General features: G+C 56.3%; 23 protein-coding genes. 13 read left to right on the top strand and 10 right to left on the bottom strand.

Annotated features, from left to right (window positions below; translation table 11 throughout):
* Positions 1-4: 4 nt before the first annotated feature.
* Positions 5-1051, bottom strand: coding sequence for a ferrochelatase (gene hemH, locus FGZ14_RS13275; protein ID WP_139924721.1), 1047 nt, complete (start codon positions 1049-1051; stop codon positions 5-7).
* A gap of 218 nt (positions 1052-1269) precedes the next feature.
* Between hemH and era the strand changes: the two genes are divergently transcribed.
* The 4 genes from era (at position 1270) to FGZ14_RS21765 (ending at position 4377) form a co-directional block, all read left to right on the top strand.
* Positions 1270-2169 carry a GTPase Era gene (era, locus tag FGZ14_RS13270; RefSeq protein WP_139924720.1) on the top strand — a complete coding sequence of 300 codons (900 nt, stop codon included), beginning with the start codon at positions 1270-1272 and terminating at the stop codon, positions 2167-2169.
* A 163-nt stretch (positions 2170-2332) separates the two neighbouring features.
* Positions 2333-3655, top strand: coding sequence for a ribosome biogenesis GTPase Der (gene der / locus FGZ14_RS13265; protein WP_139924719.1), 1323 nt, complete (start codon positions 2333-2335; stop codon positions 3653-3655).
* 207 nt (positions 3656-3862) lie between these two features.
* Positions 3863-4099: a hypothetical protein gene (locus FGZ14_RS13260; RefSeq protein ID WP_139924718.1), complete on the top strand. Its 237-nt coding sequence runs from the start codon at positions 3863-3865 to the stop codon at positions 4097-4099.
* A 107-nt stretch (positions 4100-4206) separates the two neighbouring features.
* A complete protein-coding gene (locus FGZ14_RS21765; protein WP_180754351.1) occupies positions 4207-4377 on the top strand; it encodes a hypothetical protein in 171 nt (56 codons plus the stop codon).
* A 30-nt stretch (positions 4378-4407) separates the two neighbouring features.
* On the opposite strand, the gene FGZ14_RS13255 is transcribed toward FGZ14_RS21765, so the two are convergent.
* From FGZ14_RS13255 to FGZ14_RS13240, 4 genes are all read right to left on the bottom strand, one after another.
* Entirely contained in the window at positions 4408-4974 is a 567-nt protein-coding gene (locus FGZ14_RS13255; protein WP_139924717.1) for a hypothetical protein, read from the bottom strand.
* Positions 4975-5147: 173 nt separating this feature from the next.
* Entirely contained in the window at positions 5148-5945 is a 798-nt protein-coding gene (gene murQ / locus FGZ14_RS13250) for an N-acetylmuramic acid 6-phosphate etherase (protein ID WP_139924716.1), read from the bottom strand.
* Positions 5946-6010: 65 nt separating this feature from the next.
* A complete protein-coding gene (locus tag FGZ14_RS13245; RefSeq protein ID WP_139924715.1) occupies positions 6011-6265 on the bottom strand; it encodes a cytochrome b5 domain-containing protein in 255 nt (84 codons plus the stop codon).
* A gap of 36 nt (positions 6266-6301) precedes the next feature.
* Positions 6302-7450: a formimidoylglutamase gene (locus tag FGZ14_RS13240; RefSeq protein WP_139924714.1), complete on the bottom strand. Its 1149-nt coding sequence runs from the start codon at positions 7448-7450 to the stop codon at positions 6302-6304.
* Positions 7451-7652: 202 nt separating this feature from the next.
* On the opposite strand from FGZ14_RS13240, the gene FGZ14_RS13235 reads away from it, so the two are divergent.
* From FGZ14_RS13235 to FGZ14_RS13215, 5 genes are all read left to right on the top strand, one after another.
* The gene (locus FGZ14_RS13235; RefSeq protein WP_139924713.1) at positions 7653-9434 is read left to right on the top strand and encodes a long-chain fatty acid--CoA ligase; all 1782 of its coding nucleotides are present in this window, start codon (positions 7653-7655) and stop codon (positions 9432-9434) included.
* A gap of 204 nt (positions 9435-9638) precedes the next feature.
* Positions 9639-10115 (top strand): MarR family winged helix-turn-helix transcriptional regulator, encoded by a 477-nt coding sequence (locus tag FGZ14_RS13230; RefSeq protein ID WP_139924712.1) that lies wholly within the window; start codon positions 9639-9641, stop codon positions 10113-10115.
* Positions 10116-10269: 154 nt separating this feature from the next.
* On the top strand, positions 10270-12678 hold the full coding sequence (locus FGZ14_RS13225; RefSeq protein ID WP_139924711.1) for a 3-hydroxyacyl-CoA dehydrogenase/enoyl-CoA hydratase family protein: 2409 nt from the start codon (positions 10270-10272) through the stop codon (positions 12676-12678).
* Between the two features lie 298 nt (positions 12679-12976).
* The gene (locus FGZ14_RS13220; protein WP_139924710.1) at positions 12977-14155 is read left to right on the top strand and encodes an acetyl-CoA C-acyltransferase; all 1179 of its coding nucleotides are present in this window, start codon (positions 12977-12979) and stop codon (positions 14153-14155) included.
* A gap of 330 nt (positions 14156-14485) precedes the next feature.
* Complete coding sequence (locus tag FGZ14_RS13215; RefSeq protein ID WP_139924709.1) at positions 14486-16273, top strand: acyl-CoA dehydrogenase family protein; 1788 nt, start codon at positions 14486-14488, stop codon at positions 16271-16273.
* A 182-nt stretch (positions 16274-16455) separates the two neighbouring features.
* Here FGZ14_RS13215 and FGZ14_RS13210 read toward each other — a convergent pair whose 3' ends face one another.
* Positions 16456-17904, bottom strand: a complete 1449-nt coding sequence (locus FGZ14_RS13210; RefSeq protein ID WP_139924708.1) for a hypothetical protein — start codon at positions 17902-17904, stop codon at positions 16456-16458.
* Positions 17905-18348: 444 nt separating this feature from the next.
* On the opposite strand from FGZ14_RS13210, the gene FGZ14_RS13205 reads away from it, so the two are divergent.
* Positions 18349-18558, top strand: a complete 210-nt coding sequence (locus FGZ14_RS13205; RefSeq protein ID WP_139924707.1) for a hypothetical protein — start codon at positions 18349-18351, stop codon at positions 18556-18558.
* Positions 18559-18693: 135 nt separating this feature from the next.
* Here FGZ14_RS13205 and recG read toward each other — a convergent pair whose 3' ends face one another.
* The 4 genes from recG to mutY form a co-directional block, all read right to left on the bottom strand.
* Positions 18694-20793: an ATP-dependent DNA helicase RecG gene (gene recG / locus FGZ14_RS13200; RefSeq protein WP_139924706.1), complete on the bottom strand. Its 2100-nt coding sequence runs from the start codon at positions 20791-20793 to the stop codon at positions 18694-18696.
* A gap of 83 nt (positions 20794-20876) precedes the next feature.
* Entirely contained in the window at positions 20877-21473 is a 597-nt protein-coding gene (gene gldD, locus FGZ14_RS13195; RefSeq protein WP_139924705.1) for a gliding motility lipoprotein GldD, read from the bottom strand.
* Between the two features lie 139 nt (positions 21474-21612).
* Positions 21613-22038 carry a single-stranded DNA-binding protein gene (locus FGZ14_RS13190; RefSeq protein WP_139924704.1) on the bottom strand — a complete coding sequence of 142 codons (426 nt, stop codon included), beginning with the start codon at positions 22036-22038 and terminating at the stop codon, positions 21613-21615.
* A 97-nt stretch (positions 22039-22135) separates the two neighbouring features.
* Positions 22136-23227, bottom strand: a complete 1092-nt coding sequence (gene mutY, locus FGZ14_RS13185; protein WP_139924703.1) for an A/G-specific adenine glycosylase — start codon at positions 23225-23227, stop codon at positions 22136-22138.
* A gap of 198 nt (positions 23228-23425) precedes the next feature.
* Here mutY and FGZ14_RS13180 point away from each other — a divergent pair, with 198 nt between their 5' ends.
* The 3 genes from FGZ14_RS13180 (at position 23426) to FGZ14_RS13170 (ending at position 26651) form a co-directional block, all read left to right on the top strand.
* A complete protein-coding gene (locus FGZ14_RS13180; protein ID WP_110979047.1) occupies positions 23426-23728 on the top strand; it encodes an HU family DNA-binding protein in 303 nt (100 codons plus the stop codon).
* A gap of 83 nt (positions 23729-23811) precedes the next feature.
* On the top strand, positions 23812-24711 hold the full coding sequence (locus FGZ14_RS13175; protein ID WP_257883223.1) for a tetratricopeptide repeat protein: 900 nt from the start codon (positions 23812-23814) through the stop codon (positions 24709-24711).
* Between the two features lie 332 nt (positions 24712-25043).
* On the top strand, positions 25044-26651 hold the full coding sequence (locus FGZ14_RS13170) for an Rne/Rng family ribonuclease (RefSeq protein WP_139924702.1): 1608 nt from the start codon (positions 25044-25046) through the stop codon (positions 26649-26651).
* Positions 26652-26791: the final 140 nt, after the last annotated feature.

Below are 26791 nucleotides of genomic sequence, written 5' to 3'. Positions count from 1 at the left end.
GGGCTTAGTTACGCCGGATCATATCTACCACGGCTTCTACCCACTGCGGATGCGAGTTCAGAGAAGGCACCAGCTGCCAGTGGCTACCCCCGGCTTCCTCAAACATCTCCTTGAATTCCTCGCCTACCTCAATGGTCGTTTCCAGGCAGTCGGCAACGAAGGCCGGGGAGAAGGCCAGTACGTTTTTGATGCCTTTGGCCGGCATTTCCTTCAGCACCTCGTCAGTGTAGGGTTGCAGCCAGGGGTCGCGCAGGCGGCTTTGCAGTCGGCTCTGGAAGCAGGTGGTGTACTGCTCAGGGCTGAGGCCTAGCGCTTTGCCCAGCTGGCGCGAGGTTTCGAAGCACTGGGCGCGGTAGCAGTAGCGGTTGTTTTTGTTGTAGCTGTTGCAGCAGTTGCCCAGCTTGCAGTAGCCCTTGTGGCTGCCCTTCAGCACATGGCGCTCCGGAATACCGTGGTAGCTGAATACCACGTGGTCGTAGTCGTGCTTGGCCATTTCCTCCCGGCCCAGCGTGGCAAAACTGTTGATAAAGCCCGGGTCGTCCACGAAGGTGCTGATAAAGCTGATGCTGGGCACAATCCACCATTTGCTGACCAACTCCATCACCTTTTCCTGCACCGAGCCGGTGCTGGCCGCCGCGTACTGCGGAAACAGCGGCAGCACGATAATGCGCTCCACAGCCGCGTCGCGCAGCTCCTGCAAGGCACTCTCAATGCTGGGGTTCTGGTAGCGCATCCCGAAGGCTACCAGGTAGTCTTTGCCCAACTGCTCCTGCACCAGCTTCTGCAGGTCCAGGCCGTGGTAGAGTAGGGGAGAGCCGCGCTCCGTCCAGAGCTGCTGGTAAATCTTGGCCGATTTAGGCGCGCGCAAAGGCACCACTAGGCCGCGGAACAGGGGGTAGCGCACGGCCGCCGGCATGTCAATCACGCGGGCATCAGTCAGGAATTCGTTGAGGTAGCGGCGCACGTCGCTGGTTTGCGGAGAGTCCGGCGTGCCAAGGTTGACGAGCAGGACACCAGTGCGGCCTTTCGAAGAAGTGGGAGTGGAGGGCATAAGTTACTACGTACGTGGCAAGTGGTAAAACCACCCCGGGCTGAGGCGGGCACTGGCCTGCAGATACAAAGGTCGTATATCGTTTGGCGAAGTGAAACTTCTGGTGCGTGTTCTTACGGTTTGGGGTACAGACAAACTTCCGGTTATTGATGTTTCAGCGTCAGGCGGCCGGGCCGTCTAAAAGTCGTACCTTTGCAGGCCAATTTTCAGATTCTGAAGTGAATACCGAACCAACTCCGCACCGCGCTGGCTTTGTGAGCATTATCGGCAAGCCCAACGTGGGTAAGTCAACCCTCATGAACGCCCTCATGGGTGAGCGGCTCAGCATCGTAACCAGCAAGGCCCAGACCACGCGCCACCGCATTCTGGGAATTCTGAACGGCGACGATTTTCAGCTGGTGTATTCCGATACGCCCGGCATCATTCAGCCCAAATACGAGCTGCACAACGCCATGATGTCGTTTGTGTATTCCTCACTGGAAGATGCCGACGTGATTCTGTTCGTGACGGACATCTACGAGAAGCACGATGAGGAGCCGGTGGTAGAGCGCCTGCGCAAAATGCAGGATACGCCCATTCTGCTGCTGGTCAACAAAATCGACCAAGCCGACCAGGCGGAGGTAGAAGCCAAAGTAGAGTACTGGCGCGAGCACCTGCCCAACGCGGCGCGGGTGCTGCCCATTTCCGCTCTGGAGAAATTTGGAACCGGCGAGCTGCTGGATTTGGTTCTGGGCTACCTGCCGGTGCACCCGCCCTACTACCCCAAGGATGAGCTGACGGATAAGCCGGAGCGGTTCTTCGCCGCCGAAATGATCCGGGAGAAAATCTTTAAGCTCTACAAGAAAGAGGTGCCTTACAGTTGTGAGGTAGCCATTGAAGAGTTCAAAGAGGAAGACGAAATCATCCGGATGCGGGCCACTATTTTCGTGGAGCGCGCCAGCCAGAAAGGCATCATCATCGGGCAGCAGGGCATGGCCCTGAAAAAAGTGGGCACCTGGGCCCGCGAGGAAATGGAGAAGTTCTTCCAGAAGAAAGTATTCCTCGAAATCCACGTCAAAGTCAACGAAAACTGGCGCACCGATCCCAAAGCCCTGAACCGCTTCGGGTACCAGCAGTAGGGTAAGGGGGTAGGCGGGTATGAGGGCAAGATTTTCTGAAAAGTCCTACTTCCAGCCCTCATACCCGCCTACCCCTTCGCCCTAATAAAACTCCGACCAACCTTCACTTAACTACTCCGGGCACTGCCGAAACTGGTCGGGCCGGCGGCTGGAGTCAGACCCAATGAAAAATACCATTGCCATTGTGGGGCGCCCAAACGTGGGCAAATCCACTTTGTTTAACCGTCTGGTGGGCCAGCGCAAGGCCATCATGGACAACGAATCTGGGGTGACCCGTGACCGGCACTACGGCTACGGCGACTGGACCGGCAAGTACTTCACCGTGATTGACACGGGTGGCTACGTGCACAACTCCGAGGACATCTTCGAGGGCGAAATCAACAAGCAGGTAAAGCTGGCTATTGAGGAAGCCGACGTGGTACTATTTATGGTGGACGTGGACGCCGGCCTGCACTCCCTCGACGAGGAGTTTGCCAGCGTACTACGCCGTTACCAGGGCAAAAAGCCCATTTACATTGTGGCCAACAAGGCCGATACTAATGCCCGCGCCCACGCCGCCGGCGAATTCTATGCGCTAGGAGTTGGCGATGGCGAAATCTACCCGATCAGCTCCCAGAGCGGCTCCGGCACCGGCGACCTGCTCGATATGGTGGTGAGCCACTTCGAGGAAGAAGGCGTAGAAGAGCCCGACGCGGGCGTACCCAAAATTGCCGTGGTAGGCCGCCCGAACGTCGGTAAATCTTCGTTCGTGAACCTGCTCCTCGGTACCGAGCGCAGCATCGTGACGGATATTGCCGGCACCACCCGCGACTCGATTCAGGCGCGCTACAATGCTTTCGGCAAGGAGTTTATTCTGGTAGATACGGCTGGTTTGCGCCGTAAAACCAAGGTGCACGAAGACGTAGAGTTTTACTCCGTGCTGCGCTCCATCCGGGCTTTGGAAGAGTCCGACGTCTGCATCGTGATTCTCGACGCTACCCGCGGCATCGAGGCCCAGGACCTGAACATCATCGGGCTGGCCGATAAAAACCGCAAGGGCATCGTGATTCTGGTGAACAAGTGGGACCTGATCGAAAACAAGGAAACCAACACAGCCAAGGAGTTCGAAGAGAAGATTCGGGAAAAGATTGCGCCTATCAGCTACCCGCCCATCATCTTCACATCGGTGCTTACCAAGCAGCGCATTCACAAGGCCATTGAAACGGCCATTGATGTGTACGAGAACAAGCGCCGCAAAATTCCGACCTCGGAGCTGAACGAAGTGATGCTCCGTGAAATCGAAAAGTATCCGCCGCCCATTCAGAAGGGCAAAATGGTGCGTATCAAGTACGCTACCCAGCTGCCTACGCACAATCCGGTGTTTGCCTTCTTCTGCAACCTGCCTCAGTACGTGAAGGAAAGCTACGCCCGCTACCTCGAAAACCGCCTGCGCGAGAACTTCGATTTTACTGGGGTGCCCATCGGTATTGTGTTCCGCAAAAAGTAACCCGGAACAGTTCTCTGTTCAAAAGCCGGCCGTGCAGGAAGCACGGCCGGCTTTTTCTTTGGCCCGCAGAAAAAACAGAAAATTTTTCTACTGTCGGGGTTACCTTCTTTAACCTGAAGTATAAAGCCCCGAAATCAGCGGTTTTTCTCCGGAAAACGCTGGTTTAACTAAAAATCGACTTTCACCACACTTTTATCAACCCCTAGTATGAAAAAGGTTCTGTTCCTTGCTCTGGCTGCTGCTTCGTTCACCTTCGCTTCGTGCGACAGCAAAACCGAAAACGCTCAAGAGGCTAACGCTGAGCAAGTAGAAGACGCTGGCGAAGCTAAAGCTGACGCTCTGGAAAACGCTGGCAACGAAGCCGCTGCTGACTCGGTAGAAGATGCTACTGAAGCCCAGGCTGACAAAATGGAAAACGCTGCTGACTCGACCGACGCTAAGTAATCGACTAAGCTAGTTAACTTGAAAAGGGCTGCTCTTATCGGGCAGCCCTTTTTCTTTGCCGGATGAAGCTCCGACCAGCTTTGTTTATCTGACCCTCTTGTTCTGCCATGCGAAAAGCATTGTTTTTGATATTGGTTGGTGCCGCTGCTTTGTGTGGCAGCAGCTGCGATACGCGGCAGGAAGATGCGCTGGAGGCCCGGGTAGATGCGGTTCGGGACTCAGCCGATGTTAAGGCCGAAACCATGGAAATGCCCCCTGACTCCGTAAGCGCCCGCTAACAGCCCGCGCCAACGAAGCCGGCAGCAAGGCTACCCTAGCCGGCGTTGCAACAGGCCATCTACCACCTCAAACAGCTTGCGGGGCGGATACGTACGCCAGGGTAGCTCATCGAGCTGTCCTCCAAAGTTGACGTAGTTGTCAATGTTGTACTGGCGCATCTCCCGGATAACGTGCTCCTGGAAGTTGACGCCAGCAATCCAACCATCCTCCACATCCTCAAACCACTCCTCGTAGTAGGAGTCGTCGGAGCCGTGGAAGTTGAACACGTTTTCGCCGATAAGGATAAATTTACGGATGCCCTCGTGCGTCATCAGGTCAATGATGTTGCGCTTGAGCTGCATAATATCGTTTTCGATGGCGTCATTCCATTCCCCGATAAACTCGATGATGCCGATGCCCAAGTCGTAATCCACGAACAGGATTTTCAAGTACAGCGTTTCCGAGTCCAAGCTGTCCCACTGCGGGTGGATGTAGTAGCCGTACACGGTGTTGGTGTAGGTATCGAGGCTGTTTTCAGCCTCAAAAAGAGGGGAGCGAGGATCTTCGGAGGCAGAGTATTGCTCCATCCAGGCGTAGTGCGGCTCAATGGTATGCATGGCGAAAGTAAGAGTGAAGCACACGCCGGAGCTTGTGCCGGTGCAAGGCCGAAGACGAAGATTCCATTTTCGGCTTTCAGCCTTAACTCCGAACCGATGCGGCAGGTTTCACGGCCGCAAAGGGGGTAGGAGTTCCTCTACTCGGGTACTCGCGCCGGCATTTTTACTGCCTGCTACCGCGCCGTCAGGGCCGCCCGCACCGAGCCGTGCTGCTGAAGCAAAGCCGCTGCCTCAGACTGAGAAATGCCAAGCTCATCCATCAGCATCCGCTCACCGCGGTCCACCAGCTTGGCGTTGGAGAGCTGCATGTCCACCATTTTATTGCCTTTCACGCGGCCCAGGCGGATGAAGGTGGCGGTAGTAAGCATGTTAAGCGCCAGTTTCTGGGCCGTGCCGGCTTTCAGGCGGGTGCTGCCGGTTACAAACTCCGGGCCTGTCACTATCTCCACCGGAAACTCGGCTACGGCAGCTACTTCCGAGCCAGCATTGCATACAATGCAGCCCGTAGCTACTCCGTGCTGACGGGCCTGCTCCAGCCCGCCAATTACGTAGGGCGTACGCCCAGAGGCCGCAATGCCCACCACAATATCCTGCGCGTTAATAGCGTGGGCCTGCAAGTCGAGCCAAGCCTGTTGCGCATCATCCTCGGCGTTTTCCACAGCCTTCCGGATGGCCGTGTCGCCACCGGCAATCAGCCCGATTACTACCCCCTGCGGCACCCCGAACGTGGGCGGGCACTCCGAGGCATCCAGGATGCCCAGCCGGCCGCTGGTGCCGGCGCCAATGTAAAACAGCCGGCCCCCGGCCTGCAGCCGGGCCACGGTAGCTTCCACCAGCGCTTCCAGCTGCGGCAGAGCCTTGGCTACGGCCTGCGGAACCGTTTGATCAACGCTGTTCATGCCTTGCAGCAGCTCCTGGGTCGAAAGGGTTTCGAGGTTATTGAATAAGGATGCGCTTTCGGTGGAGCTCATGTTTAAAGAGAAAGGAGGGGGTAGGGAACAGCTAGAGAAACGTGGTGGTATAAGTTGGCTAGGCCTCAGACCAGGCGCCCGATAACGGCGAACTTATCAAAGACATTAGGCGTGTGGGGCGCGTCGCGGTGAAGCTCCGTGGTGAGATCTTGGCCGGCCCAGTGCTCGTAGTGGTTGCCGCGTTTCCAGAGGCGGGAGCGGGTCACGTCGTAAATCAGCCCGTCATACCCCACCCAAATTTCGTCGCGGTCCTGCCCATTGCGCAGGGCCAGTTGGGCTTTGGTGTAAACAGGGAGGGTAGGGTCTGGGGCTTGGCTCATAAGAAGGGGGTAGGCCGCTTGTGCCAGAGGTAGCTTTTAGCCCAGCAACGCCTGCGTCAGAATCCAGCGGTTGGGCAGGTCGCCCTGGGCGGCGCGGAGGTAGTCCTGGTAGCTACAGGGCACAATGCGCTTGATGTCACTATCGGCCAGGCTTTCTACTTCCAGCCACCATTTCTCGGTGCGCTTGCTTTTGTAGAACACCAGTTTGGCTGGAGTGCCCGGCAGCCCTACGGCATAGCGCATAAAACGGCGGCTCTGGAAATCGGTTTCCTGACGCCGGTGGTAGTAGCCCTCCACAAAATACCAGAGCATAGTGGCCAGGGTAGCGGCCGCCAGCCCGTGGGGGTCGTGGTCGGGGCGGTAGCCGTAGATGCCGAAAGAAGTCAGCGTGTCGTTGTGGCCGGCATACCAGGCCAGCTGGGCCGCTTCCTCGTTGGTAAGCCCGAAGGGGTTAGCGGGCCAGTACGCTGGGGCATCGTTCCAGCGCAGGGCCGCCACATCCACACTCACGAAATCGGCTTGGCGCAGCAGGGGCTCGGCCTGGCGCACATCGGCATGAATAGCCCCCAGGCGCAGGGTTTCGAAGTGCAGCTTTTCCAAGGCGGCCAACACATCGGGGGCTACCAGATACTGCTGATGGGCCAGCTGAGCGAAGTTGAACAGGAACGTGGGCTCGTGCAGCAGCATGCGCCGCAGGTGGCTATCCTCGGGGCAGGCTCCCTCCAGCTCGGCCATGTCCACGCGCGCATCTACGGTGGCAAAGCTCACGGCCCGGTCCAGGGTTTCATAAGCCAGAAACTGCCCGTAGTCCAGGTCGTGGGAGCCGCCCAGCAGAATGGGCACGGTGTTGTGCTCGAGTAGGGCCGCAATAATTTCGCGCAGGCGCTGGTAGGTATCCTCCAGGGTTAGGCCCGGCCGTAGATTGCCCAAATCAACCAGCCGCACCACCCCGGTTCCTTTCTGCAACTGATAAAACCGGCGCCGGACGTTATTGGCCCCATGAGTAGCAGGGGCACCCGCCGCGCTTCCCCGCCACTCGTCCAGACCAATCAGCGCCAGATCAGCGGCCCGCCAGTCCGGAAAGGAATCCAGAAACGGCGAGACGTAGGCAGCCAGCGTGGTTGGGGCCGTGGTGGGCCCGACTAGTTCTTCAGTAAGCGGATCAAAAAAGATGGCCAGATTCATCGTGCGCGAAGGAGGCGGACTCCGACAAAGCTACGCAAAACCGGGCCACGGCCCTACCGGCTTTCTGCCCCGGATGAAAGCTTTCCCGCGAAAAAAACGTTATTTAAGCAGCGTTTTCTGCTCAGCTTCCTTTTAGGCGCCGGGCAGCAGGCCCCAAGACCTCTCTCTGTTCGCTATTCCCACCACCGTGCCCTCTCTCCGTATGGATATACGTCGCACCTTCGATATTCTGCCCCAGCTTCAGCAGAAGTATAACAAGCCCGATTGTTTCGCCGCCAAAGTAAACGGCCAGTACGCGCCCATCAGCACCGATTCCGTAGTGGAACAGGTCAACCAGGTCAGCTTGGGTTTGCGGGCTTTGGGCGTGGGGAAAGACGATAAAGTAGCGCTGATTTCGATGAACCGCCCGGAGTGGATGTTCGCCGATTTCGGCATCTCCCAGCTCGGCGCTACCAGCGTGCCCATGTACCCCAGCATCACAGTAGAAGACTACAAGTACATCTTCACCGATGCCGGTGTGAAAGCCATCTTCGTGTCCGACAAAAAGCTGCTGGACAAAGTCCGGGAGGCTACGCAGGACCTGAATATTCCCGCCGAAAATATCTTCACCTTCGATAAAGTAGAAGGAGCCCGCCATTTCTCCGAGCTGCTGGAGCTGGGCAAGCAGGGCAACCCCGCCGACCTGGAGCCCCTGAAAGCCGCTGTGCAGCCCGATGATTTGCTGACGCTCATTTACACCTCGGGCACCACCGGCCAGCCCAAGGGCGTGATGCTGACGCACAACAACATCCTCAGCAACTGCCGCAACGCCCAGCGCTTCGTGCCCGTCACAAAGAACGACAAGGCCCTGAGCTTCCTGCCGCTTTGCCACATTTTCGAGCGGATGGTAACCCACATCTACCTCATTAACGGCGTGAGCATTTACTACGCCGAGAGCATGGAAACCATTGCCGACAACCTGCGCGAGGTACACCCCCAGATCTTTACCACCGTGCCGCGCCTGCTGGAGAAGGTGTACGATAAGATTGTAGCCAAAGGCCACGAGCTGGAAGGCGTGAAAAAGCAGCTGTTCTTCTGGGCCCTGAACCTGGGTCTGAAGTACGACAACCAGAAAGACCACGGCTTCTTCTACAACACCCAGCTGGCCCTGGCCAACAAGCTTATTTTCAGCAAGTGGCGCGAAGCCCTGGGTGGTAATCTGCGTTGCATCGTGAGTGGGGGCGGCGCCCTGCAGCCCCGGCTGGCCCGCGTATTCTGGTCGGCGGGTATTCCCGTAATGGAGGGCTACGGCCTTACAGAAACCTCGCCGGTAATTGCCGTAGGCGGCTATGAGCGGGAGAACAACATGATTGGCACCGTGGGCCCCATCATCGACAACACGGAGGTGAAAATTGCTCCCGATGGTGAGATTCTGACTCGCTCAGAATCGGTGATGAAAGGCTATTACAACAAGCCCGAATTGACGTCCAAGGAGTTCGATGAGGAAGGCTGGTTCCACACCGGTGACATTGGCGAGATAGTGGACGGCCGCTTCCTTAAAATCACGGACCGCAAGAAGGAGATGTTCAAGACCTCGGGCGGTAAGTACATTGCCCCGCAGGTGATTGAAGGCAAGCTGAAAGAGTCGCCGCTGGTGGAGCAGTGCATGGTGGTCGGCGACGGTCAGAAGTTTCCCTCGGCACTGATCATTCCTTCCTTCGACGACCTGAAAGGTTGGTGCAAGCGCAACGGCGTGGACTGCAACTGCTCCAACGAAGAGCTGGTGAAGAACGAGAAGGTGGTAAAGATGTACGAGGACCTTGTACACAAGTACAACAGCGGCTTCGCGCAGTGGGAACAGGTTAAAAAAATCCGGCTCCTGCCCCAGCTCTGGACGGTGGAAACCGGTGAGATGACGCCTACCCTCAAAGTGAAGCGCAAAATCATAACCCAGAACAACAAAGAGCTCATTGAGAGCCTCTACCAGCACGCCGAAAAGCACTAAGCTTCGGCAGCGTACTGCGGTAAAGCCATAAAATCAGCCCTGGTTGCTTCATGAGAGCGGCCGGGGCTGTTTTACACTTGGCATGGTCGAAGGTAGCAGCCCGAAGGGCGCCTCCGTGGCAGAAAACGCCAAACTTTTTTTGCGTAACTTAGTATGCAAGCATAACATATTTCTGTATGTTTACCGGACTTGCAGTTCCTACCCATGACACCCGAAGAAACCGTCGATTATAACATTAAAGTTGCCTGGCACGCCATTTCGCGCATGTACAACACGCAGGCGGCCAAGCACGACATCACCACGAGCATCGGCTTCGTGCTGCTGAACATCGACCAGGAAAACGGAACGCCGGCTACCAAGATAGCGCCTTTGCTGGGGCTGGAAACCCGCTCCCTCACCCGAATTCTGCGGTCCATGGAAGAGAAAGGCCTGATCTATAAGCAGGCTGACACTCAGGACAAACGGTCGGTGCGCATTTTTCTGACGGAAGAAGGGCTGCAGAAAAAGGAAATTTCCCGCCAAACCGTGCGCCATTTCAACCAGAAGGTGCGCGAAAAAATCCCGCAGCCTCAGCTCGATGTGTTCTTTAAGGTGGTTAGCCAGATTACGGGCATGATTGAGGGCAAAGTGCTCTTCGACGATTTCAAATTGAAGCCCCTGCGCTCCGAGTCGCCGGCCTAGCCGGAGGGTTGGAGCGTTTTGCTTGTCAGGCCGGAAGAAGCCTTCGTGTTTCCATGAATTCGGCATGACGAGTAAGTTGATAGTAAGCTGGCGGTAATCTGCTGACAGCCAACCGTGTTTCTTTCATCTCTCACCCACTCATTCCTCCCCAAGAATGAATCGTACCATCAAAAAAGTAGCCGTACTGGGCTCCGGTGTGATGGGCTCGCGCATTGCCTGCCACTTCGCCAACATCGGGGTACAAGTGCTGCTGCTCGACATCGCGCCGAAAGAGCTGCTACCCGCCGAAGAAGCCAAAGGCCTGAAGCTGGACAACCCAGCGGTTAAAAACCGCATTGTAAACAGCTCCTTGCAGGCAGCCGTGGCGGCCAACCCCTCGCCGCTCTACCGCAAAGCCGACGCCAGCCGCATCAAGACCGGCAACTTCGACGACAACCTCAAGGATATTGCTGGCTGCGACTGGACGATTGAGGTAGTAGTAGAGCGCCTCGATATCAAAAAGAGCCTGTTTGAGCGTGTAGAACAATACCGCAAGCCCGGCACGCTCATCACCAGCAACACCAGCGGCATCCCGATTCATATGATGACGGAGGGCCGCTCCGACGACTTCAAGAAGTACTTCTGCGGCACCCACTTCTTCAACCCGCCGCGCTACCTGAAGCTGCTCGAAATCATCCCGACTCCGGACACGGACCAGTCGGTGGTGGATTTCCTGATGCATTACGGTGACCTGTACCTGGGCAAAACCACCGTACTGGCCAAAGACACGCCCGCTTTCATTGCTAACCGCGTGGGCGTTTTCGCCATCATGGACGTGGTGCAGGTGATGAGCCAGCTAGGCCTGTCGGTGGAGGAAGTGGACAAGCTCACCGGTCCGGTTATCGGTCACGCGAAGTCAGCCACGTTCCGGACTTCCGACGTGGTAGGCTTGGATACGATGATTAACGTGGCCAACGGCCTCGCCCAAAACCTGCCGAACGACGAAGCCAAAGCCGTGTTCCAGCTGCCTGACTTCATCAAGAAGATGGCCGAGAACAAGTGGCTGGGCGACAAAACCGGCCAGGGCTTCTATAAAAAGGTAAAAGGCGAAGGCGGCAAGTCCGAAATTCAGGCTCTCGACCTCGCTACGCTGGAGTACAAGCCTAGCGCCAAGGTGAAGTTCGCCACCCTGGAAACCACTAAGCCGATTGAGAAGCTGGCGGACCGTTTCAAGGTGCTGGTAGCCGGCAAAGACAAAGCCGCTGATTTCTATCGCAAGACCTTCGCGGGGCTGTTTGCCTACGTGAGCAACCGAATTCCGGAAATCACCGACTCCCTGTTCAAGATTGATGACGCCCTGCGCGCTGGCTTCGGCTGGGAAATGGGTCCGTTTGAAACCTGGGATGCTCTGGGCGTACAGAAAGGCCTGGAGTTGGCGCAGGCTGAAGGCAAGACTGTTGCTCCCTGGGTTCAGGAGATGATGGCCGCTGGCAATGCTACCTTCTATAAAGTGAGCGAGCAGGGCGTGAAGCAGTTCTACGACATCGAGAGCAAGGCCTACAAAGCCATTCCGGGAGTTGAGAACTTCATCATCCTCGATAACCTGCGCGCCACCGGCAAAGTGGTGTGGAAAAATGCCGGTGCTTCGGTGCTAGACCTCGGCGACGGTATCCTGAACGTGGAGTTCCACAGCAAGATGAACGCGCTGGGCTCCGATGTAATTCAGGGCCTGCTGAAAGGTGTGGAAATTGCCGAAAAGGACTTCCGTGGTCTGGTAGTTGGCAACGACGCACCGAACTTCTCGGCGGGTGCCAACCTGGGCCTTGTGTACATGTTCGCGCTGGACCAGGAGTACGATGAGCTGAACCTGATGATTGCCCAGTTCCAGCAGGCCATGATGCGCATGCGCTACAGCAGCATTCCGGTGGTAGGCGCTCCGCACGGCCTCGCCCTAGGCGGCGGCTGCGAGCTGAACCTGCACTGCGACCGGGTAGTGGCCGCTGCGGAAACCTACATGGGCCTCGTGGAATTCGGCGTAGGCCTGATTCCCGGTGGCGGTGGTACCAAGGAAATGACCCTGCGCACCGCGGCCAAGTACGAAGAAGGAGAGCCAGAGTACAATCTGCTCCGCAACACCTTCATGACTATCAGCACCGCCAAAGTTTCGACTTCCGCGGCTGAGGCCTTCGACCTGGGCTTCCTGCGCCGCGGCGACGAGGTAGTGGTGAACAGCAACCGCGTCATCGCGCAAGCCAAGGCCGCTGCCATTGAGCTAGCCGAAGATGGCTACACCCAGCCGGTGCAGAAAACCAACATCAAGGTGCAGGGCAAAGGCGCCCTCGGTATGTTCCTGACCGGCGTGCACGCCATGAAGGAAGGTCGCTATATCTCCGACCACGACGTGAAGATTGCCAACAAACTGGCCTATATCATGTGCGGCGGCGACCTGAGCAGCCCAACCGAAGTATCGGAGCAGTACCTGCTGGATCTGGAGCGTGAAGCCTTCCTCTCGCTGACCGGCGAGCGGAAAACGCTAGAGCGAATTCAGTCGATTCTGACCACTGGTAAACCGCTGCGGAACTAGAAATAACAGTTCCTGTTCGATTATGGGAGCTAATAGACATAGAGGCGGAAAGGATTACATAACTATGTATCCAAAGCTGCGCAAGTGGATACAGCAATGTAGATTTTGCCAAACAGAAGGCTACAATCCAGATATGCCTGATGGAACGTTTGCTTCTTCTAACATCAAGAACATGTTTCCACCACTAGCTCTCGATGAAGAGGGAGTATGCGAGCAATGTCGATTTGCGCGAGAAAATCTGAGCTACTCCACTTGACGAACGGGCTTTTGCAATCCCACTCTTAAAAGACTCACTACAATGAATGCATATATCGTAGCTGGTTACCGCACGGCCGTTGGCAAAGCCACCCGCGGCGGTTTCCGCTTCACCCGCCCCGATGACCTCGCCGCCGACGTCATCAAGCACTTGGTAGCTTCCGTTCCGGCCCTTGACCCCACGCGCATCGACGATGTGATGGTAGGCAACGCGGTACCGGAAGCGGAGCAAGGCCTGCAAATGGGCCGTTTGATTTCGCTGCTGGCGCTGCCCATAAACGTATCGGGCCTTATCGTGAACCGCTATTGCGGCTCCGGCGTGGAAACTATAGCTATGGCCGCCAGCAAAATTTCCGCTGGTATGGCTGAGTGCATCGTGGCCGGTGGCACCGAGAGCATGAGCATGGTGCCAACCGTAGGCTGGAAAACGGTGCCCAACTACAAGCTGGCTCAGCAACACCCCGACTATTACCTCGGTATGGGCCTCACGGCCGAAGCTGTAGCGCAGGACTATAAAGTATCGCGCGAGGACCAGGACTTGTTCGCGTACAACTCGCACCAGAAGGCTATCAAAGCCATTCAGGAGGGCAAGTTTAAGGAGCAGATTGTGCCCATCACGGTAGAGGAAACCTACCTCGACCAGGCCACTGGCAAAAAGAAAAACCGCTCGTTTGTAGTAGACACCGACGAAGGCCCACGTGCTGATACCTCCGTTGAGGCACTGGCTAAGCTGCGTCCGGTATTTGCCGCTAACGGTTCGGTAACGGCTGGTAACTCTTCCCAGACTTCCGACGGAGCAGCTTTTGTCATCGTGATGTCGGAGCGCATGGTGAAAGAGTTAAACCTCGAGCCTATTGCGCGTATGATTACCTACGCCACCGAAGGTATTGATCCGCGCATCATGGGTATGGGCCCGATCAAGGCTATTCCGAAGGCGCTAAAGCAGGCCGGCATGAAGCTCGAGGACATTGACCTGATTGAACTGAATGAAGCATTTGCTTCGCAGTCAATTGCCATTGTACGCGAGCTGAACATTGATGAGAGCAAACTAAACGTGAACGGCGGTGCTATTGCGCTAGGCCACCCACTAGGCTGCTCCGGCGCCAAGCTCAGCATCCAGCTCTTCCATGAGTTGCGTGCACGCAATAAGAAATACGGCATGGTAACCGCCTGCGTGGGTGGCGGCCAGGGCGTAGCCGGTATCTACGAATTGCTGAAGTAAGCAGGCAGCGTATCCGGCCGTCGGTGGCGTGCGTCGCTCCGAAAGCGTGGCAGCGTTTTCAAATGGAAAACTCACTCGACCCACGACACCGACCGCCGGATACGCTCCATTTTCAGAACCAGATACTTACGTAAGCTGTTCTGCTTCTAAAGATTAGGAACCCCGACCTTCGGGGTTTCTTTTTCACAAAGTACTCGGCAAGCATAACATAATTTGTTATCTTTCGGTATCCCACACAGAAGGGGCTAGTGGCAGCCAAGTAGTAGGTATGCCGAGCATCTTCTTTCTCTTTTAGACATCGATTTTTTAATTCCAACATCTCACCCGGTCATGGAAGTAACCAACAAGCTTGTGAAAGGCGGCGAGTTCATCATCAAAGAAACCGACGCTCAGGACGTATTTACCCCCGCCGATTTTTCGGAGGAGCAGAACATGATGCACCAGACGGCTCTGGACTTCGTGGAGAAAGAGGTGCAGCCCCTGCTGGAGCGCCTTGACAACCATGAGGAAGGCCTGATGCGTAACCTCATGGAAAAGGCCGGTGAGCTGGGCCTGTTTGGGGTAAGCATTCCGGAGCAGTACGGCGGACTGGACATGGACTTCACTACCTCCCTGCGCGTAACCGAAGGGGTAGGCGGTGGCCACTCGTTCCCGGTTGCCTTTGCGGCGCACACGGGTATTGCCATGCTGCCCATTCTGTACTTCGGCAACGAGGAGCAGAAAGCCAAGTACCTGCCCGGCCTGACCAGCGGTGAGCTGATGGGGGCTTACTGCCTCACGGAGCCTGGCTCCGGCTCCGACGCCCTGGGTGCCAAAACCAAAGCCATCCTGACCGAAGACGGCGAGCATTACGTGCTCAACGGCCAGAAAATGTGGATTACCAACGGTGGCTTTGCCAACGTGTTCATCGTGTTTGCGCAGGTGGACGGCGACAAGTTCACGGGCTTCATCGTGGAGAAAAACACTCCCGGTCTGAGCCTCGGCAACGAGGAGCACAAGATGGGTATCAAGGGTTCCTCTACCCGCCAGGTATTCCTCTCCGACGTGAAAGTGCCGAAATCGGCGGTGCTGGGCGAAATTGGCAAAGGCCACCTGATTGCCTTCAACATCCTGAACATCGGCCGCATTAAGCTGGCCGCTGCCTGCCTGGGCGCTACAAAAATGGCGGCTACCCTGAGCGTGAAATACGCCAACGAGCGGGTGCAGTTCAAGCTGCCCATCAGCAAGTTTGGTGCTATCAAGTACAAGCTGGCCCAGCAGGCCGTGCGTATCTACGCCGTAGAATCGGCTATTTACCGCGCCGGTATGGACATTGCCCGTATGGAGCAGGAGTTGCTGGCCAAAGGTCAAAGCCACAACGAAGCCCTGCTGGGTGCCGCTCGCGAATTTGCCGTGGAGTGCGCCATTCTGAAGGTAGAAGGCTCGGAGGTACTTGACTACGTAGTGGATGAAGGCGTACAGGTGTACGGCGGCTACGGCTTCTCGGCCGACTACCCCATGGACCGCGCTTATCGGGATTCGCGCATCAACCGCATCTTCGAGGGCACCAACGAAATCAACCGCATGCTGGCCGTTGACATGATCCTGAAGAAGGCCATGAAAGGCGAGTTGGATCTGATGGGCCCCGCCCAGGCCGTGCAGCAGGAGCTGATGGCTATTCCTGACTTCAATGTAGAAGAGGAAACCGGCTTGTTCGCCGCCGAGAAAAAGACCATTGCCAAGCTGAAGAAGGCCATCCTGATGGTAGCCGGCACGGCAGTACAGAAGTACATGAACTCCCTGGCCAAAGAGCAGGAAGTACTCATGAACATCGCCGACATGGCCATCAAGGTGTACACTGCTGAAAGCGTGCTGCTGCGCGTAGAAAAGGAAGCCGGCGTGAAAGGTGAGGAGGCTCTGGCCGCCCAAATCGACATTGCCCGCGTGTACCTCTACGACACCGTGGATCAGGTGCAGAAGTTCGGTAAAGACGCTATTGCGTCCATGACCGAAGGCGATGAGCAGCGCTTGCTGTCTATGGGCCTGAAGCGCTTCACCAAAGCCGACCTCTTCAACGCCAAAGATGCCCGTCGTCGCATTGCCGATGTGCTGATTGCCGCCAACGAATACGCTTTCTAAGTCGCGGATTGACGCAGGTTTGCTGGATTACGCGAGTTTCGGTGACCACCACCGGGTATCCAGAAAAGCAAAAACAAGTAAGGCTTGCCATATGGCAAGCCTTACTTGTTTTTAGGCTTATGTCAGGATAAGCCTCGTCACCATAATCCGCGCATCCCAAAGAATCTGCGTCAATCCGCGATTCACTTCACTACAATCTTGTTCAGCATCAGGGCAGCCGATTTTTTGCTGGGACGGCTTACTCCGATGATGGTTTTGGGGTCCAGCCAAGAGGTGAAGTCCTTTACATAGGACGGGTTCTGGTCCGAAGCTACATTCAGGCCGAGGCTTTTTGGGGGCTGTACTGTGCCGTTGAGGGCGTTTATGCGGCGCAGGTACAGGTCCGACTTGTTTTTGATTTTCTCCCAGGTCACTACCTGCAGCTCCGGGCCAAACAGGGCGGCGCGGTAGCTGATGCTGCTGAAGCCCTCGGCGGCGGGTGCCACCTGGTCTTTGGCGATAATGCGGTGCCAGGTAGGCGTCTGGAACTCGTTGTACCCGAATAAGTGCAACTCGCGGGTATGGCCTGGCGAATCGTCGCCGCCTTCTTCGTATTTCTTTTCTCCCACCACTACCAGCTGCTTTTCATCAGTGATGAGCAGGTCCGTTAGGTACACGTCTTCCAGGCGTTTGGCAGTGGTAGCCGTTGCCTGGTTTACCTCCTGCAGATAGGCCGGCGTAAACTTAACTTCCGGGGCAAATTTCATTTCACCTTCGCCTGAGAAATCAAACTTCACCACCTTCAGGCTGTAGTACAGGCCGGTTTCCCGCTCATTACAGATGGCCGCCGCGTAGAGAGTGTTGTCGGGTTGCAGGGCAAAGCGCGAGTCGAACACGTTTACCTCTTTGCCCCCAAACGTGCCCCCTACGGAAACCGACATGACTTTCACTTCCGGCGAATCGTTGCGGTAGCGGCGCACGGCCAGTTTCTTCATGCCGTCGCTCACCAAGGTCACAAATTGGGAGCCGTCGTTGCCAACGTGCACGGTAGTCGAGAAAAAGCCGCCCTGGTCATGGAAGTCATAAGTACGCTCCTTTAGCTTCTGCAGCTTCTCATCGTACACCACGGCACTGATGGCCCGGATCTGCTCCTCGCGGGTGAGGTAGCGCCATACTACCAGCTTGGTGCCATCAGCCGAGAAGGCCGCACCCGGGCGCCGGTCGCGCGGGCCGGTTTCCAGGAGCTTTTTGGCAGCCGACTTCTGACCGGTAGCCAAGTCAATGGTGTAGGCACTGAGCTGCTGGGCGGCCCCCACCGAATGCACAACAACAGTCGCCTGGCCGGCACTTTGCGCAAAGGCGTCGATGGTTTCGCCGGCGCTCAGGGGTAGGGAAGTAGCCCATAGCCGTTTAAGGTCGGCATCGTACCGCTCTACCGCGTACTCCGTGGCCGACTTATGCGCCAGGATTACAAAGCCGCCGCTGGGTAGGGCCAGTGTCTTGCGGGTTACGCGTTGGTTATAACGGTCGTCGGCCCGCTCGGGCAGGTAGCTAAACGGCCCCGATTTAACTCGTTGAGCCACTACCGGAGCTGGCGCCGTCAGAAAGCTAGTCAGCGTTAGCCCGGCGGCAATCAGAAAAGAAAAGCGCACGAAGAAAAGCGGTTAAGTAGAACAGAAAGCCAGGTGAAAACAGGATTCTCCAAAGGTACCTAACTTCAGCAGTACTCCGATTATTTGTGAAGCACCTATGCAGGCTCTTTCCGGCAAAGGTCGATATCATATATTCTTAACGCGGAATGGGTGTTTTTCTGAAGTTGTATTCCGATCTTTGCCCCCGCATTGGGCAGCCGGCTCCAAAAAATCGAGGCTGAGTGCACGGGAGGGTAATATTCTGAAATATGAATTTTAAATGGTTCTCCCTCGTGCAGGAAGATTCGGATGGGTAGGCTAGCTACGGGCTGATAAAATTTTGTCCTTTTTCTCTTTATCCCAGCTTCAGACCTCATAACTGGCTGGTTGGCTTAAAATTTGCCTCTAACCGGGACTGTCATCATCAGGTAGATTACTATGAAATCTTTACTTCGTTTTGTTCTTATGATCTCGCTGGTAGTTGCCGGCAAGCTGACCCAGCAGAGCCACGTAGCTTCCGCATCGGCTGACCGCACTGTTTGGCAGATTCCGGCTCAGAACGCTTCTTTCTTTGAAAGCCAGAACGCCGTGAAGCGAAAGACCAACCAGGGTGGGGGCGGCCATTTCTGGCAGGCTACAGCTCCTACCACGGTTCATGCCACCAGCTTAGAGTAGTTCCGCGGTAAGCGTCTTTGGTAAAGGCGCTTTTTTTATGAAATCTTCGAAAGCCAAAGGCCTACCCTCACATCCTAATCAGGTGTAAGGGTAGGCCTTTTGTTTTACACTGGTAGGTGAAGCTGGTAGCTCAGATCAGCTGATGCGGCTCCAGTTCACAGCCGTGACGGGCAGGCTCTCAATGTGCCGCCGGATAGCCACGTTTTCGGGCTTGGCCAGTCCAGGATCGTCGTTGATGAGCTGCTGGGCGGCGGCGCGGCTTTCAGTCAGGATGCGGCCGTCCTTGGCTAGGTCTGCAATGAGCAGGTCAAGTACGCCGCTCTGCTGAGTGCCCATCAGGTCGCCGGGGCCGCGCAGCTTCAGGTCGATATCAGCAATTTCGAAGCCGTTGTTGGTGCGCACCATAGTTTCAATGCGGGTCCGGGAGTCCTTGCTGAGCTTGTAGCCACTCATCAGAATGCAGTAGCTCTGCTCGGCACCGCGCCCTACCCGGCCCCGGAGCTGGTGAAGCTGCGAGAGGCCAAACCGCTCGGTGCTCTCAATGACCATTACAGAAGCATTGGGCACGTTTACGCCTACCTCGATAACGGTGGTAGCCACCATAATCTGAGTTTCGTTTTTGAGGAAGCGCTGCATTTCGGCATCCTTCTCGGCGGCGCTCATGCGGCCGTGTACAATACTGATCTGAAATTCCGGGAAGGCGCGGGCCACGCTTTCGTAGCCGTCCATGAGGTCTTTGTAGTCGCTCATCGTTTCGCTCTCCTCAATGAGCGGATACACGATGTACACCTGCCGACCCAGCTTGATCTGGTCGCGTAGGAAGCCGAATACTTTTAGCCGGTTGGAGTCGAAGCGGTGCACCGTGACGATAGGTTTGCGGCCGGCCGGCAGCTCATCAATTACCGATACATCCAAGTCGCCGTAAAGCGTCATGGCCAGGGTCCGCGGGATGGGCGTTGCCGTCATGACCAGCACATGGGGAATGACGTGCGGGTTTTTTTGCCAGAGCTTAGAGCGTTGGGCTACCCCAAACCGGTGCTGCTCATCCATGATGGTGAGGCCCAGGTTGCGAAACTGCACCACGTCTTCGAGCAGGGCATGCGTACCCACCAGCATGTGCATCTCGCCGGAGCGCAGTTGCTCGTGCAGCACCCGGCGCTCGGCGGTGCGCGTGCTGCCCGTGAGCTTCCCGATTTTCAGCCCCAGCATATCGGCAAAGTGCTTGAGGCCGGTGTAGTGCTGATCCGCCAGGATTTCGGTGGGCGCCATCAGGCAGCTCTGAGCCCCATTGTCGGCAGCCATGAGCATGCTGATGAAGGCCACAATGGTCTTACCCGAGCCCACATCCCCCTGCAGCAGGCGGTTCATCTGCTGGCCGGAGCAGAAATCCTTATAGATATCGTGGATAACCCGTTTCTGCGCCCCTGTCAAGTCGAAGGGCATCACGTTCTTATAGAAGTGCACCAGGGTAGGAACCTCCTTGAAAATCTGCCCCGCCAGCGTGACTTTGCGCTGATCCTTTTGGCGCAGCAGCTTCAGCTGCACGTAAAACAGCTCCTCAAACTTCAGCCGGAAGCGGGCCGCTTGCAGCAGTTCAGTACTCTGCGGAAAGTGAATTTGCTGAAGCGCGGTGGCTTTGTTCATCAGGCCGTACTGACGAATGAGGTCTTCCGACAGCGTCTCATGAACCTGGGGCAGGGCAATCTTAAGCAAGTCGGCCACCATGCGGGCAATGGCCTTGCTGTCAACGCGGTGGTAGTTTTTGAGCTTCTCGGAGGTGTTATACACCGGCTGCAAGTAGCTCTGACCGGGCTTCTGCTCGGTTACTTCTTCCATTTCCGGGTGGGCCATCTGGGGCCGGCCCTGGAACATGGTAGGTTTGCCAAAAACTATGTACTCCTGGTGGTTCCTGATAACCTTTTCGAGGTAGTTGACGCCCTTGAACCACACTACTTCCAACTCTCCGCTGGCATCGGTTACCTTGGCTACCATGCGCTTCTTGGGGCCCTCACCCACTACCTCCCGGTTGCGCAGAATGCCCTTTACCTGCACGTAAGGCAGGTCGTCGTGCAGGTCGCAGATGTTATAAAACTGGGTGCGGTCGAGGTAGCGGAAGGGGTAGCGCTGAATCAGGTCGCCGTAGGTGAACAGGTTCAGCTCTTTCTGCAGCAGCTGGGCCCGCTGTAACCCTACCCCGCGCAGATACTCAAGTTTGGTCTGAAAAAAGTTACTCATATAGCTATGAGGAATGAGCCTCGCAAAACCAGAATAAAGCAGGCCTGAGCGGTACCAGCTCCACCTTCTCTATACTGCCGGGCTCACTGATACTGCAACGTGTTCAACATCCGCACGATGTCCTGCTTCACGTACTCGATAACCGGCGCCAGCGAGTCGTTGGCCGTGGCCGTGCGGAAATACAGAGCACCCCGGAAAAAGTGCTTGGTGCTGTCGGTGGTATAAAACTGAAACTGGCTGGGTACTTCACCCTGTAGCTCAAAAACCGAAACGCGCATGCCATTCGGGGTTTTCAGCACGTTCTCGTCAATGGCCGTCGCCTTGATTTCGTGTTTGCTGGTGAGCTTGCGCGCATCTTCCAGCAGCTTGCCGTAGAGCTGCGGCTTTTTGGCCAGGTCAGCGTACGTAATCTGTACATTGGCCTGCAGCGTGGGGTAGTAAATATTGATCCAGTGAGGCTGGGCCAGGTAGGAAGAGTCGCGCAGCACCTTGGCGTAGCGCGAGTACTCAAACCGGTACGGATGCCCCGGTGCCAGCGTCTGGTAGGCGTGGGGCGGCAGATCGATGCGGTTGTATCCTTTAGGCTTAGGCGTAAAATCGGGGGCCGAGGTACAACCCACCGCTAAAGCCAATAAAGTAAAAACCGCGCCTCCGGCGCGCAGCATTCGGGAAACAGCCATGCGATGCAAAAGCAAATGAACTATCAAAGGTAGGTAAGAATAGGTGCGCATTCGTGGCTTGCTACCCTTTGTGAAAAGCCAAACTAATGCAAAAAGCCCCGGTTTTGCCGGGGCTTTTGCGCGCAGGTGCCAGACCTGCTTAAAACGGCAGTTGGTCCAGCTCTGGTTCCTGCCGGAAGGTAGTAGGGGCTTCGGTGGCCGCTGCGGGAGTAGCAGCCCCTTCGGCGCCCTGGGGCCGGCCGCCGAGCATGGAAATTTCGTCGGCTATGATTTCAGTGATGTAGCGGGTCTGGTTGTCCTTGTCCTGGTACTGCCGGGTCCGGATTTTCCCTTCCACGTACACCTGCTGGCCCTTACGCAGATACTTCTCAGCCAACTCCGCCAAGCCACGCCAAGCCGCAATGTTGTGCCACTCAGTACGCTCTACGCGGTTGCCCTGCTTGTCTTTGTAATATTCGTTGGTAGCCAGGGTGAAATGAGCTACACTGGCCCCACCTTCCAGGTGACGTACTTCCGGATCTTTACCCAGATTGCCCACCAGAATGACTTTGTTTACGCCTGCCATATGCTTGCTTCTTAGTTGCTTGAGGATGTAAAATAGGGAGTTGATTACTGGTATAAATATACAAAATAAGATTTATGTTGCCAAATATATTAGGCGGCTAAATCTTTATTTTGCTAATGTAGTTAGTTATAAGCATGGGTTTCGGCAGCTCCTCAATAGCTGCCGCATGGTAAGCAACTAGGCCAGCCTTCGCCAGTGCGGCGGGGGGTAGGGGGGCAGCCAGCCGCACCGGGTGAAAGCGCGCTTCCACTTTCTGGTGGCTCAGTACGTGGCGCAGGCTGTGCACCGGCTCCTCTGCTTGATTGGTGGCAAAACGGCCGCCAAGTAGCTCCACCGCGTCAACCACCTGCTGGGCCGGCAGCTCAGCGGTTTCCGCTTCGTGCAGGGCAAAATCGTAGAGACCCTCCCAAATGTCCTTGGGGCCACGCTTACGCATATATAGGGTGTCCTCGTGGCGCAACACGAGGTAGTGGAAGTAGCGCGTGCGGGCGGCCTTGGCTTTGCTTTTCACTGGTAGCTCCTGCACCAAGCCATGCTGAAACGCATAACACTGGCTTTGCAGCGGACAGAACAGGCAGTCGGGTTTTACGGGCGTGCACTGAATGGCCCCGAACTCCATAATGGCCTGATTAAACTCCGCTGGATGCTCCGCCGGAATCAAGGTGTCGGCCAACTGCTGAAACACTTTGCGGCTGGCCGGGGCGGCAATGTCCTGGGTCAGGCCGAACACGCGCGCCAGCACCCGGTACACGTTGCCATCGAGCACAGCCACCTGCTCATCGTAAGCAAAGGAAGCAATGGCGGCGGCCGTGTACTGTCCTACCCCCCTCAGCTTCAGCAACCCATCGTAAGAGTCAGGGAACGTACCGCCAAACTCCTGCACCACCTGCTGGGCCGTATGGTGCATGTTGCGGGCCCGTGAGTAATAGCCCAGGCCCTGCCAATGGCGCAGCACCTCATCCTGCGGGGCGGCGGCCAAGTCATGAACGGTGGGGTAGCTGCTAATGAAATCGAGGTAATAAGGCAGGCCTTGCTTCACACGGGTTTGCTGCAGAATTACCTCCGACAGCCAGATGGCATACGGGTCGCGCGTGTGGCGCCAAGGCAGGTCGCGGCGGTGGCGCGGGTACCAATCCAGCAGCGCTGCTGCAAACCAAGGGTAAGAAGAAGGAGTTTGAGGAAAAGTCAAGGCTTTGAGAAAGAATAAGTTGGATGCAACCAGGGAAGCCCGGTGGAATGCGGCGAAACCGTTTGTAAAACCAAAAAAGCAGGCTACCTTTGTGCCCCTCAAAACGTAGGCAAACTCTTACCGGGCAAGTGCTTACGTTTTGGGGAACGGCATAAGTTGCCAGCAGAACATTTTTCACTCCCTAGTACACTTACCAGCGTGACTAAAGCAGAAGTAATTGCCGAAATTGCCGACAAAACCGGCATCGAGAAAGCAGACGTTTCGGCTACCGTAGAAGCCTTCTTCAAAGTGGTGAAGGACTCCATGGCCGAAGGCAACAACATCTATGTGCGTGGTTTTGGCTCCTTCGTGAACAAAAAGCGCGCGAAGAAAGTAGCCCGCAACATCTCGAAAAACACGTCGATTATCATCGACGAGCACTTCATCCCGAGCTTCAAGCCGTCCAAAACCTTCATTGGCAAGATCAAGAACAGCAAGAAGATCAAAGAACTGGCTGCCTAATCACCTGTTGTTGTAATATTGCCGGCTGAGCCGCTGGGAATTCCCGTTTGGGAGGCCCGGCGGCCTGCTTTTTTCTCGTCCTGATGGCTACTACTTCCAAGCACCAACTTCTGATTCTGGCTCTGGCCGTTGCGCTGGTAGCCGGGCTGTTTTTGCTGCCGAAGGTAATCGTCAAGCCCAAGGAGGCCAAGGCTACGCTGGCCCAGGATGGTGCCCGCACCGCTAACCGCGATAATGGCGCGGCCGCTCCATCGGTGGGGGGCATGGATGCCATGGGCAAACCGGAAGGCGCAACCGCTGAGCAGCCGCACATGACGATTCCAGCTGCCCAGCGCAGCGAAATCAATGGTCTGCTGGCGAAGTACAAGGCCACTAACTCCGCCGACCTGACGGGCCGCCTCCGGCTGGCTCAGGAGCTGGCTGCCAAGTACAAAGCCGTTGAGAAGTTCGACAGCGCGGGTTACTATTTCGAGCAGGTTGCCCTGGCTCGGCCTGGCGAACAAGCCTGGAAACGGGCCGCCGACGAGTACTTTGAGGCCTACAGCTTTGCGGCCACCGAAGAGCGGCAGAAGCTGTTGGGCGCTAAGTGCCAGGAACTGTACGAGAAGGTGTTGAAAAACAACCCCGACAACCTCGACGCCAAAACCAACCTCGGCATGGCCTACATGGCCAGCGCCGATCCGGTGAAAGGCATCACGCTGATCCGGGAAGTTTTAGCTGCCGACCCACGCAACGAAAAAGCTCTCTATAACCTTGGTTTTCTGGCTATTCAGAGCAGCCAGTTCGATCGGGCTGTGGAGCGTTTCCAGGAATTGATCAAGGTCAACGCCGAAAACGTCAACGGACAGTTTTATCTTGGCGTCGCTTTAGCTCAGACCGGAGCTAAGGCAGAAGCCCGGAAGGCCTTTGAAAAGGCTAAAAGCCTCAGCACTGATCCGGCCCTGGCCGCTTCAGTAGATGAGCAACTCCAGAAGCTGAACTAAGTATTTTTTACACCCTTAACCACTTCAACTCATGCCCTGCGGTAAAAAGAGAAAGCGTCATAAGATTGCCACTCACAAGCGGAAGAAGCGTCTGCGCAAGAACCGTCACAAGAAGAAGTAAGCCCTCCCGGGGTTTGCTGGCGGCGTTTTCCTGCCCGGATAACGTTCGTCTATCTCTCACTTAGGTTCTCTGAGAGTGGCCAGAAGTTTGCTTTCCCCGTGGCTTGAAAGGGAAGCTGGCGCCTCGTGCGCTGGCTTCCCTTTGCGGGTTTCGGGGGTAGCAGCTTCACCAAAGGCCTGTTTCGGAGTGCCTTTCCTAACCGCTTAATCCATTGAGTAACGAATTAATCATTAATTCTACTCAGGACGGAGAACGGATTGCCCTGCTACAGGACAAGCGGCTCATCGAATATCATTTCGACCGCAACGACACCGCTTATTCAGTAGGTGACATTTTCCTGGGCACGGTCAAGAAAGTTATGCCCGGTCTGAACGCCGCGTTCATTGACATCGGGTACCAAAAAGACGCTTTTCTGCACTACGGCGACCTAGGGGAGAATTTTCCTTCCTTGGTGAAGTGGGGCAAAGGCGTACAATCGCAGAAAATTACCGTTGGGCCCCTGAAAACCTTTCAGTTTGACGGGACGCTCGACAAAGTCGGTAAAATCGACAACACGCTCAAGAAGGGCCAGCAACTGCTGGTTCAGATTGTGAAGGAGCCGATTTCCACCAAAGGCCCGCGTCTGTCCACGGATATTTCCATGGCCGGCCGCTACCTGGTGCTGGTTCCGTTTTCGAATACCATCAGCGTATCCAAGAAGATTGTCAGCAAGACGGAGCGGGAGCGGCTCAAGCGGCTCATTGCATCCATCAAGCCCGACAACTTTGGCGTGATTATCCGCACCGTAGCCGAAGGCCGCGAGGTGGCTGAGCTCGACAAGGATATGCAAAGTATGGTAAGCAAGTGGGAAACCCTCTTCCAGAACCTGCGCACGGGCAAGCCCAACGACAAGGTACTGGGCGAACTGGGCCGCACTTCTTCCATGCTGCGCGACATGCTCAATGAGTCGTTCGATGCCATTACCGTGGACTCGCCGACCATGTACGAGGAGATGCGCAGCTACCTGCAGCAGATTGCGCCCGATAAGCTGGGCCTGCTGAAGCTGCACACCGGCAAAGTGAAAATCTTTGAGCAGCACGGCATTGAAAAGCAGCTGAAAACGCTGTTTGGCAAAACCGTGACGGTGCCCGGGGGCGGCTACCTCGTCATTGAGCACACGGAGGCCCTGCACGTCATCGACGTGAACTCCGGCAACAAGAGCAACCAGGAGGGCGACCAAGAGGCCACGGCCCTGCACGTGAACCTCGCGGCCGCCAAAGAGGTAGCCCGCCAGCTGCGGCTGCGCGACATGGGCGGCATCATCGTTGTCGATTTCATTGATATGAAGTCGGGCGAGAGCCGGAAAAAGGTGGAAGACGCGGTGCACAGCATCATGAAGCAGGACAAGGCCCGCTACACCATTCTGCCCATTACCAAGTTTGGCCTGCTTCAGATTACCCGGCAGCGCGTGCGGCCGGCCGAAGCCATTGTTACCGGCGAGGTGTGCCCTACCTGCGGTGGCACGGGCAAGATTTCGGCTTCCATCCTCGTGACGGACGAAATCGACAACAGCATTGACGATCTGCTGGTAGCTCAAAACCAGTCGGGTATCACGCTTTCGGTGCATCCCTTCCTGCATGCCTACTATACCAAAGGGTTGGTAAGCCGGCAAATGAAGTGGTACCTGAAGTATTACAAGTGGGTAAAGGTGATGAAGGACACTAGTCTGGGCCTCACCGAGTACCGCATCGAGGACGAGAACGGCGAGGAAATCGAGCTGCACTCGGCCGCGGCGGCCATGAGCCGGTTGCAGGACCGGGAATTGGAAATAACTGATTAACGGATTTTTTCTGCGAGAAAACTCCTCCTGATAGAAGGAAAGCCCGTGCTGCCCCTGGTAGCACGGGCTTTTTTGTAGGCCCGGGCGTAGCGCGGCGGCCGGGGCAGCTTGGCTATTCGCTTGCCCGAACGCCCGGTTGG

Origin of the sequence: Hymenobacter sp. DG01 (assembly GCF_006352025.1) — a bacterium.
Classification (GTDB): Bacteria; Bacteroidota; Bacteroidia; order Cytophagales; family Hymenobacteraceae; genus Hymenobacter.
The sequence above is the reverse complement of the archived record's forward strand: the minus strand, read 5'-3'. Positions and strand labels throughout refer to the sequence as shown.

Excerpts from the sequence above, each read along its gene's own strand:
- hemH (WP_139924721.1), bottom strand. The coding sequence starts at position 1,051 with ATGCCCTCCACTCCCACTTCTTCGAAAGGCCGCACTGGTGTCCTGCTC.
- der (WP_139924719.1), top strand. The coding sequence starts at position 2,333 with ATGAAAAATACCATTGCCATTGTGGGGCGCCCAAACGTGGGCAAATCC.
- FGZ14_RS13260 (WP_139924718.1), top strand. The coding sequence starts at position 3,863 with ATGAAAAAGGTTCTGTTCCTTGCTCTGGCTGCTGCTTCGTTCACCTTC.
- FGZ14_RS21765 (WP_180754351.1), top strand. The coding sequence starts at position 4,207 with ATGCGAAAAGCATTGTTTTTGATATTGGTTGGTGCCGCTGCTTTGTGT.
- FGZ14_RS13255 (WP_139924717.1), bottom strand. The coding sequence starts at position 4,974 with ATGCATACCATTGAGCCGCACTACGCCTGGATGGAGCAATACTCTGCC.
- murQ (WP_139924716.1), bottom strand. The coding sequence starts at position 5,945 with ATGAGCTCCACCGAAAGCGCATCCTTATTCAATAACCTCGAAACCCTT.
- FGZ14_RS13245 (WP_139924715.1), bottom strand. The coding sequence starts at position 6,265 with ATGAGCCAAGCCCCAGACCCTACCCTCCCTGTTTACACCAAAGCCCAA.
- FGZ14_RS13240 (WP_139924714.1), bottom strand. The coding sequence starts at position 7,450 with ATGAATCTGGCCATCTTTTTTGATCCGCTTACTGAAGAACTAGTCGGG.
- FGZ14_RS13235 (WP_139924713.1), top strand. The coding sequence starts at position 7,653 with ATGGATATACGTCGCACCTTCGATATTCTGCCCCAGCTTCAGCAGAAG.
- FGZ14_RS13230 (WP_139924712.1), top strand. The coding sequence starts at position 9,639 with ATGACACCCGAAGAAACCGTCGATTATAACATTAAAGTTGCCTGGCAC.
- FGZ14_RS13225 (WP_139924711.1), top strand. The coding sequence starts at position 10,270 with ATGAATCGTACCATCAAAAAAGTAGCCGTACTGGGCTCCGGTGTGATG.
- FGZ14_RS13220 (WP_139924710.1), top strand. The coding sequence starts at position 12,977 with ATGAATGCATATATCGTAGCTGGTTACCGCACGGCCGTTGGCAAAGCC.
- FGZ14_RS13215 (WP_139924709.1), top strand. The coding sequence starts at position 14,486 with ATGGAAGTAACCAACAAGCTTGTGAAAGGCGGCGAGTTCATCATCAAA.
- FGZ14_RS13205 (WP_139924707.1), top strand. The coding sequence starts at position 18,349 with ATGATCTCGCTGGTAGTTGCCGGCAAGCTGACCCAGCAGAGCCACGTA.
- recG (WP_139924706.1), bottom strand. The coding sequence starts at position 20,793 with ATGAGTAACTTTTTTCAGACCAAACTTGAGTATCTGCGCGGGGTAGGG.
- gldD (WP_139924705.1), bottom strand. The coding sequence starts at position 21,473 with ATGGCTGTTTCCCGAATGCTGCGCGCCGGAGGCGCGGTTTTTACTTTA.
- FGZ14_RS13190 (WP_139924704.1), bottom strand. The coding sequence starts at position 22,038 with ATGGCAGGCGTAAACAAAGTCATTCTGGTGGGCAATCTGGGTAAAGAT.
- FGZ14_RS13175 (WP_257883223.1), top strand. The coding sequence starts at position 23,812 with ATGGCTACTACTTCCAAGCACCAACTTCTGATTCTGGCTCTGGCCGTT.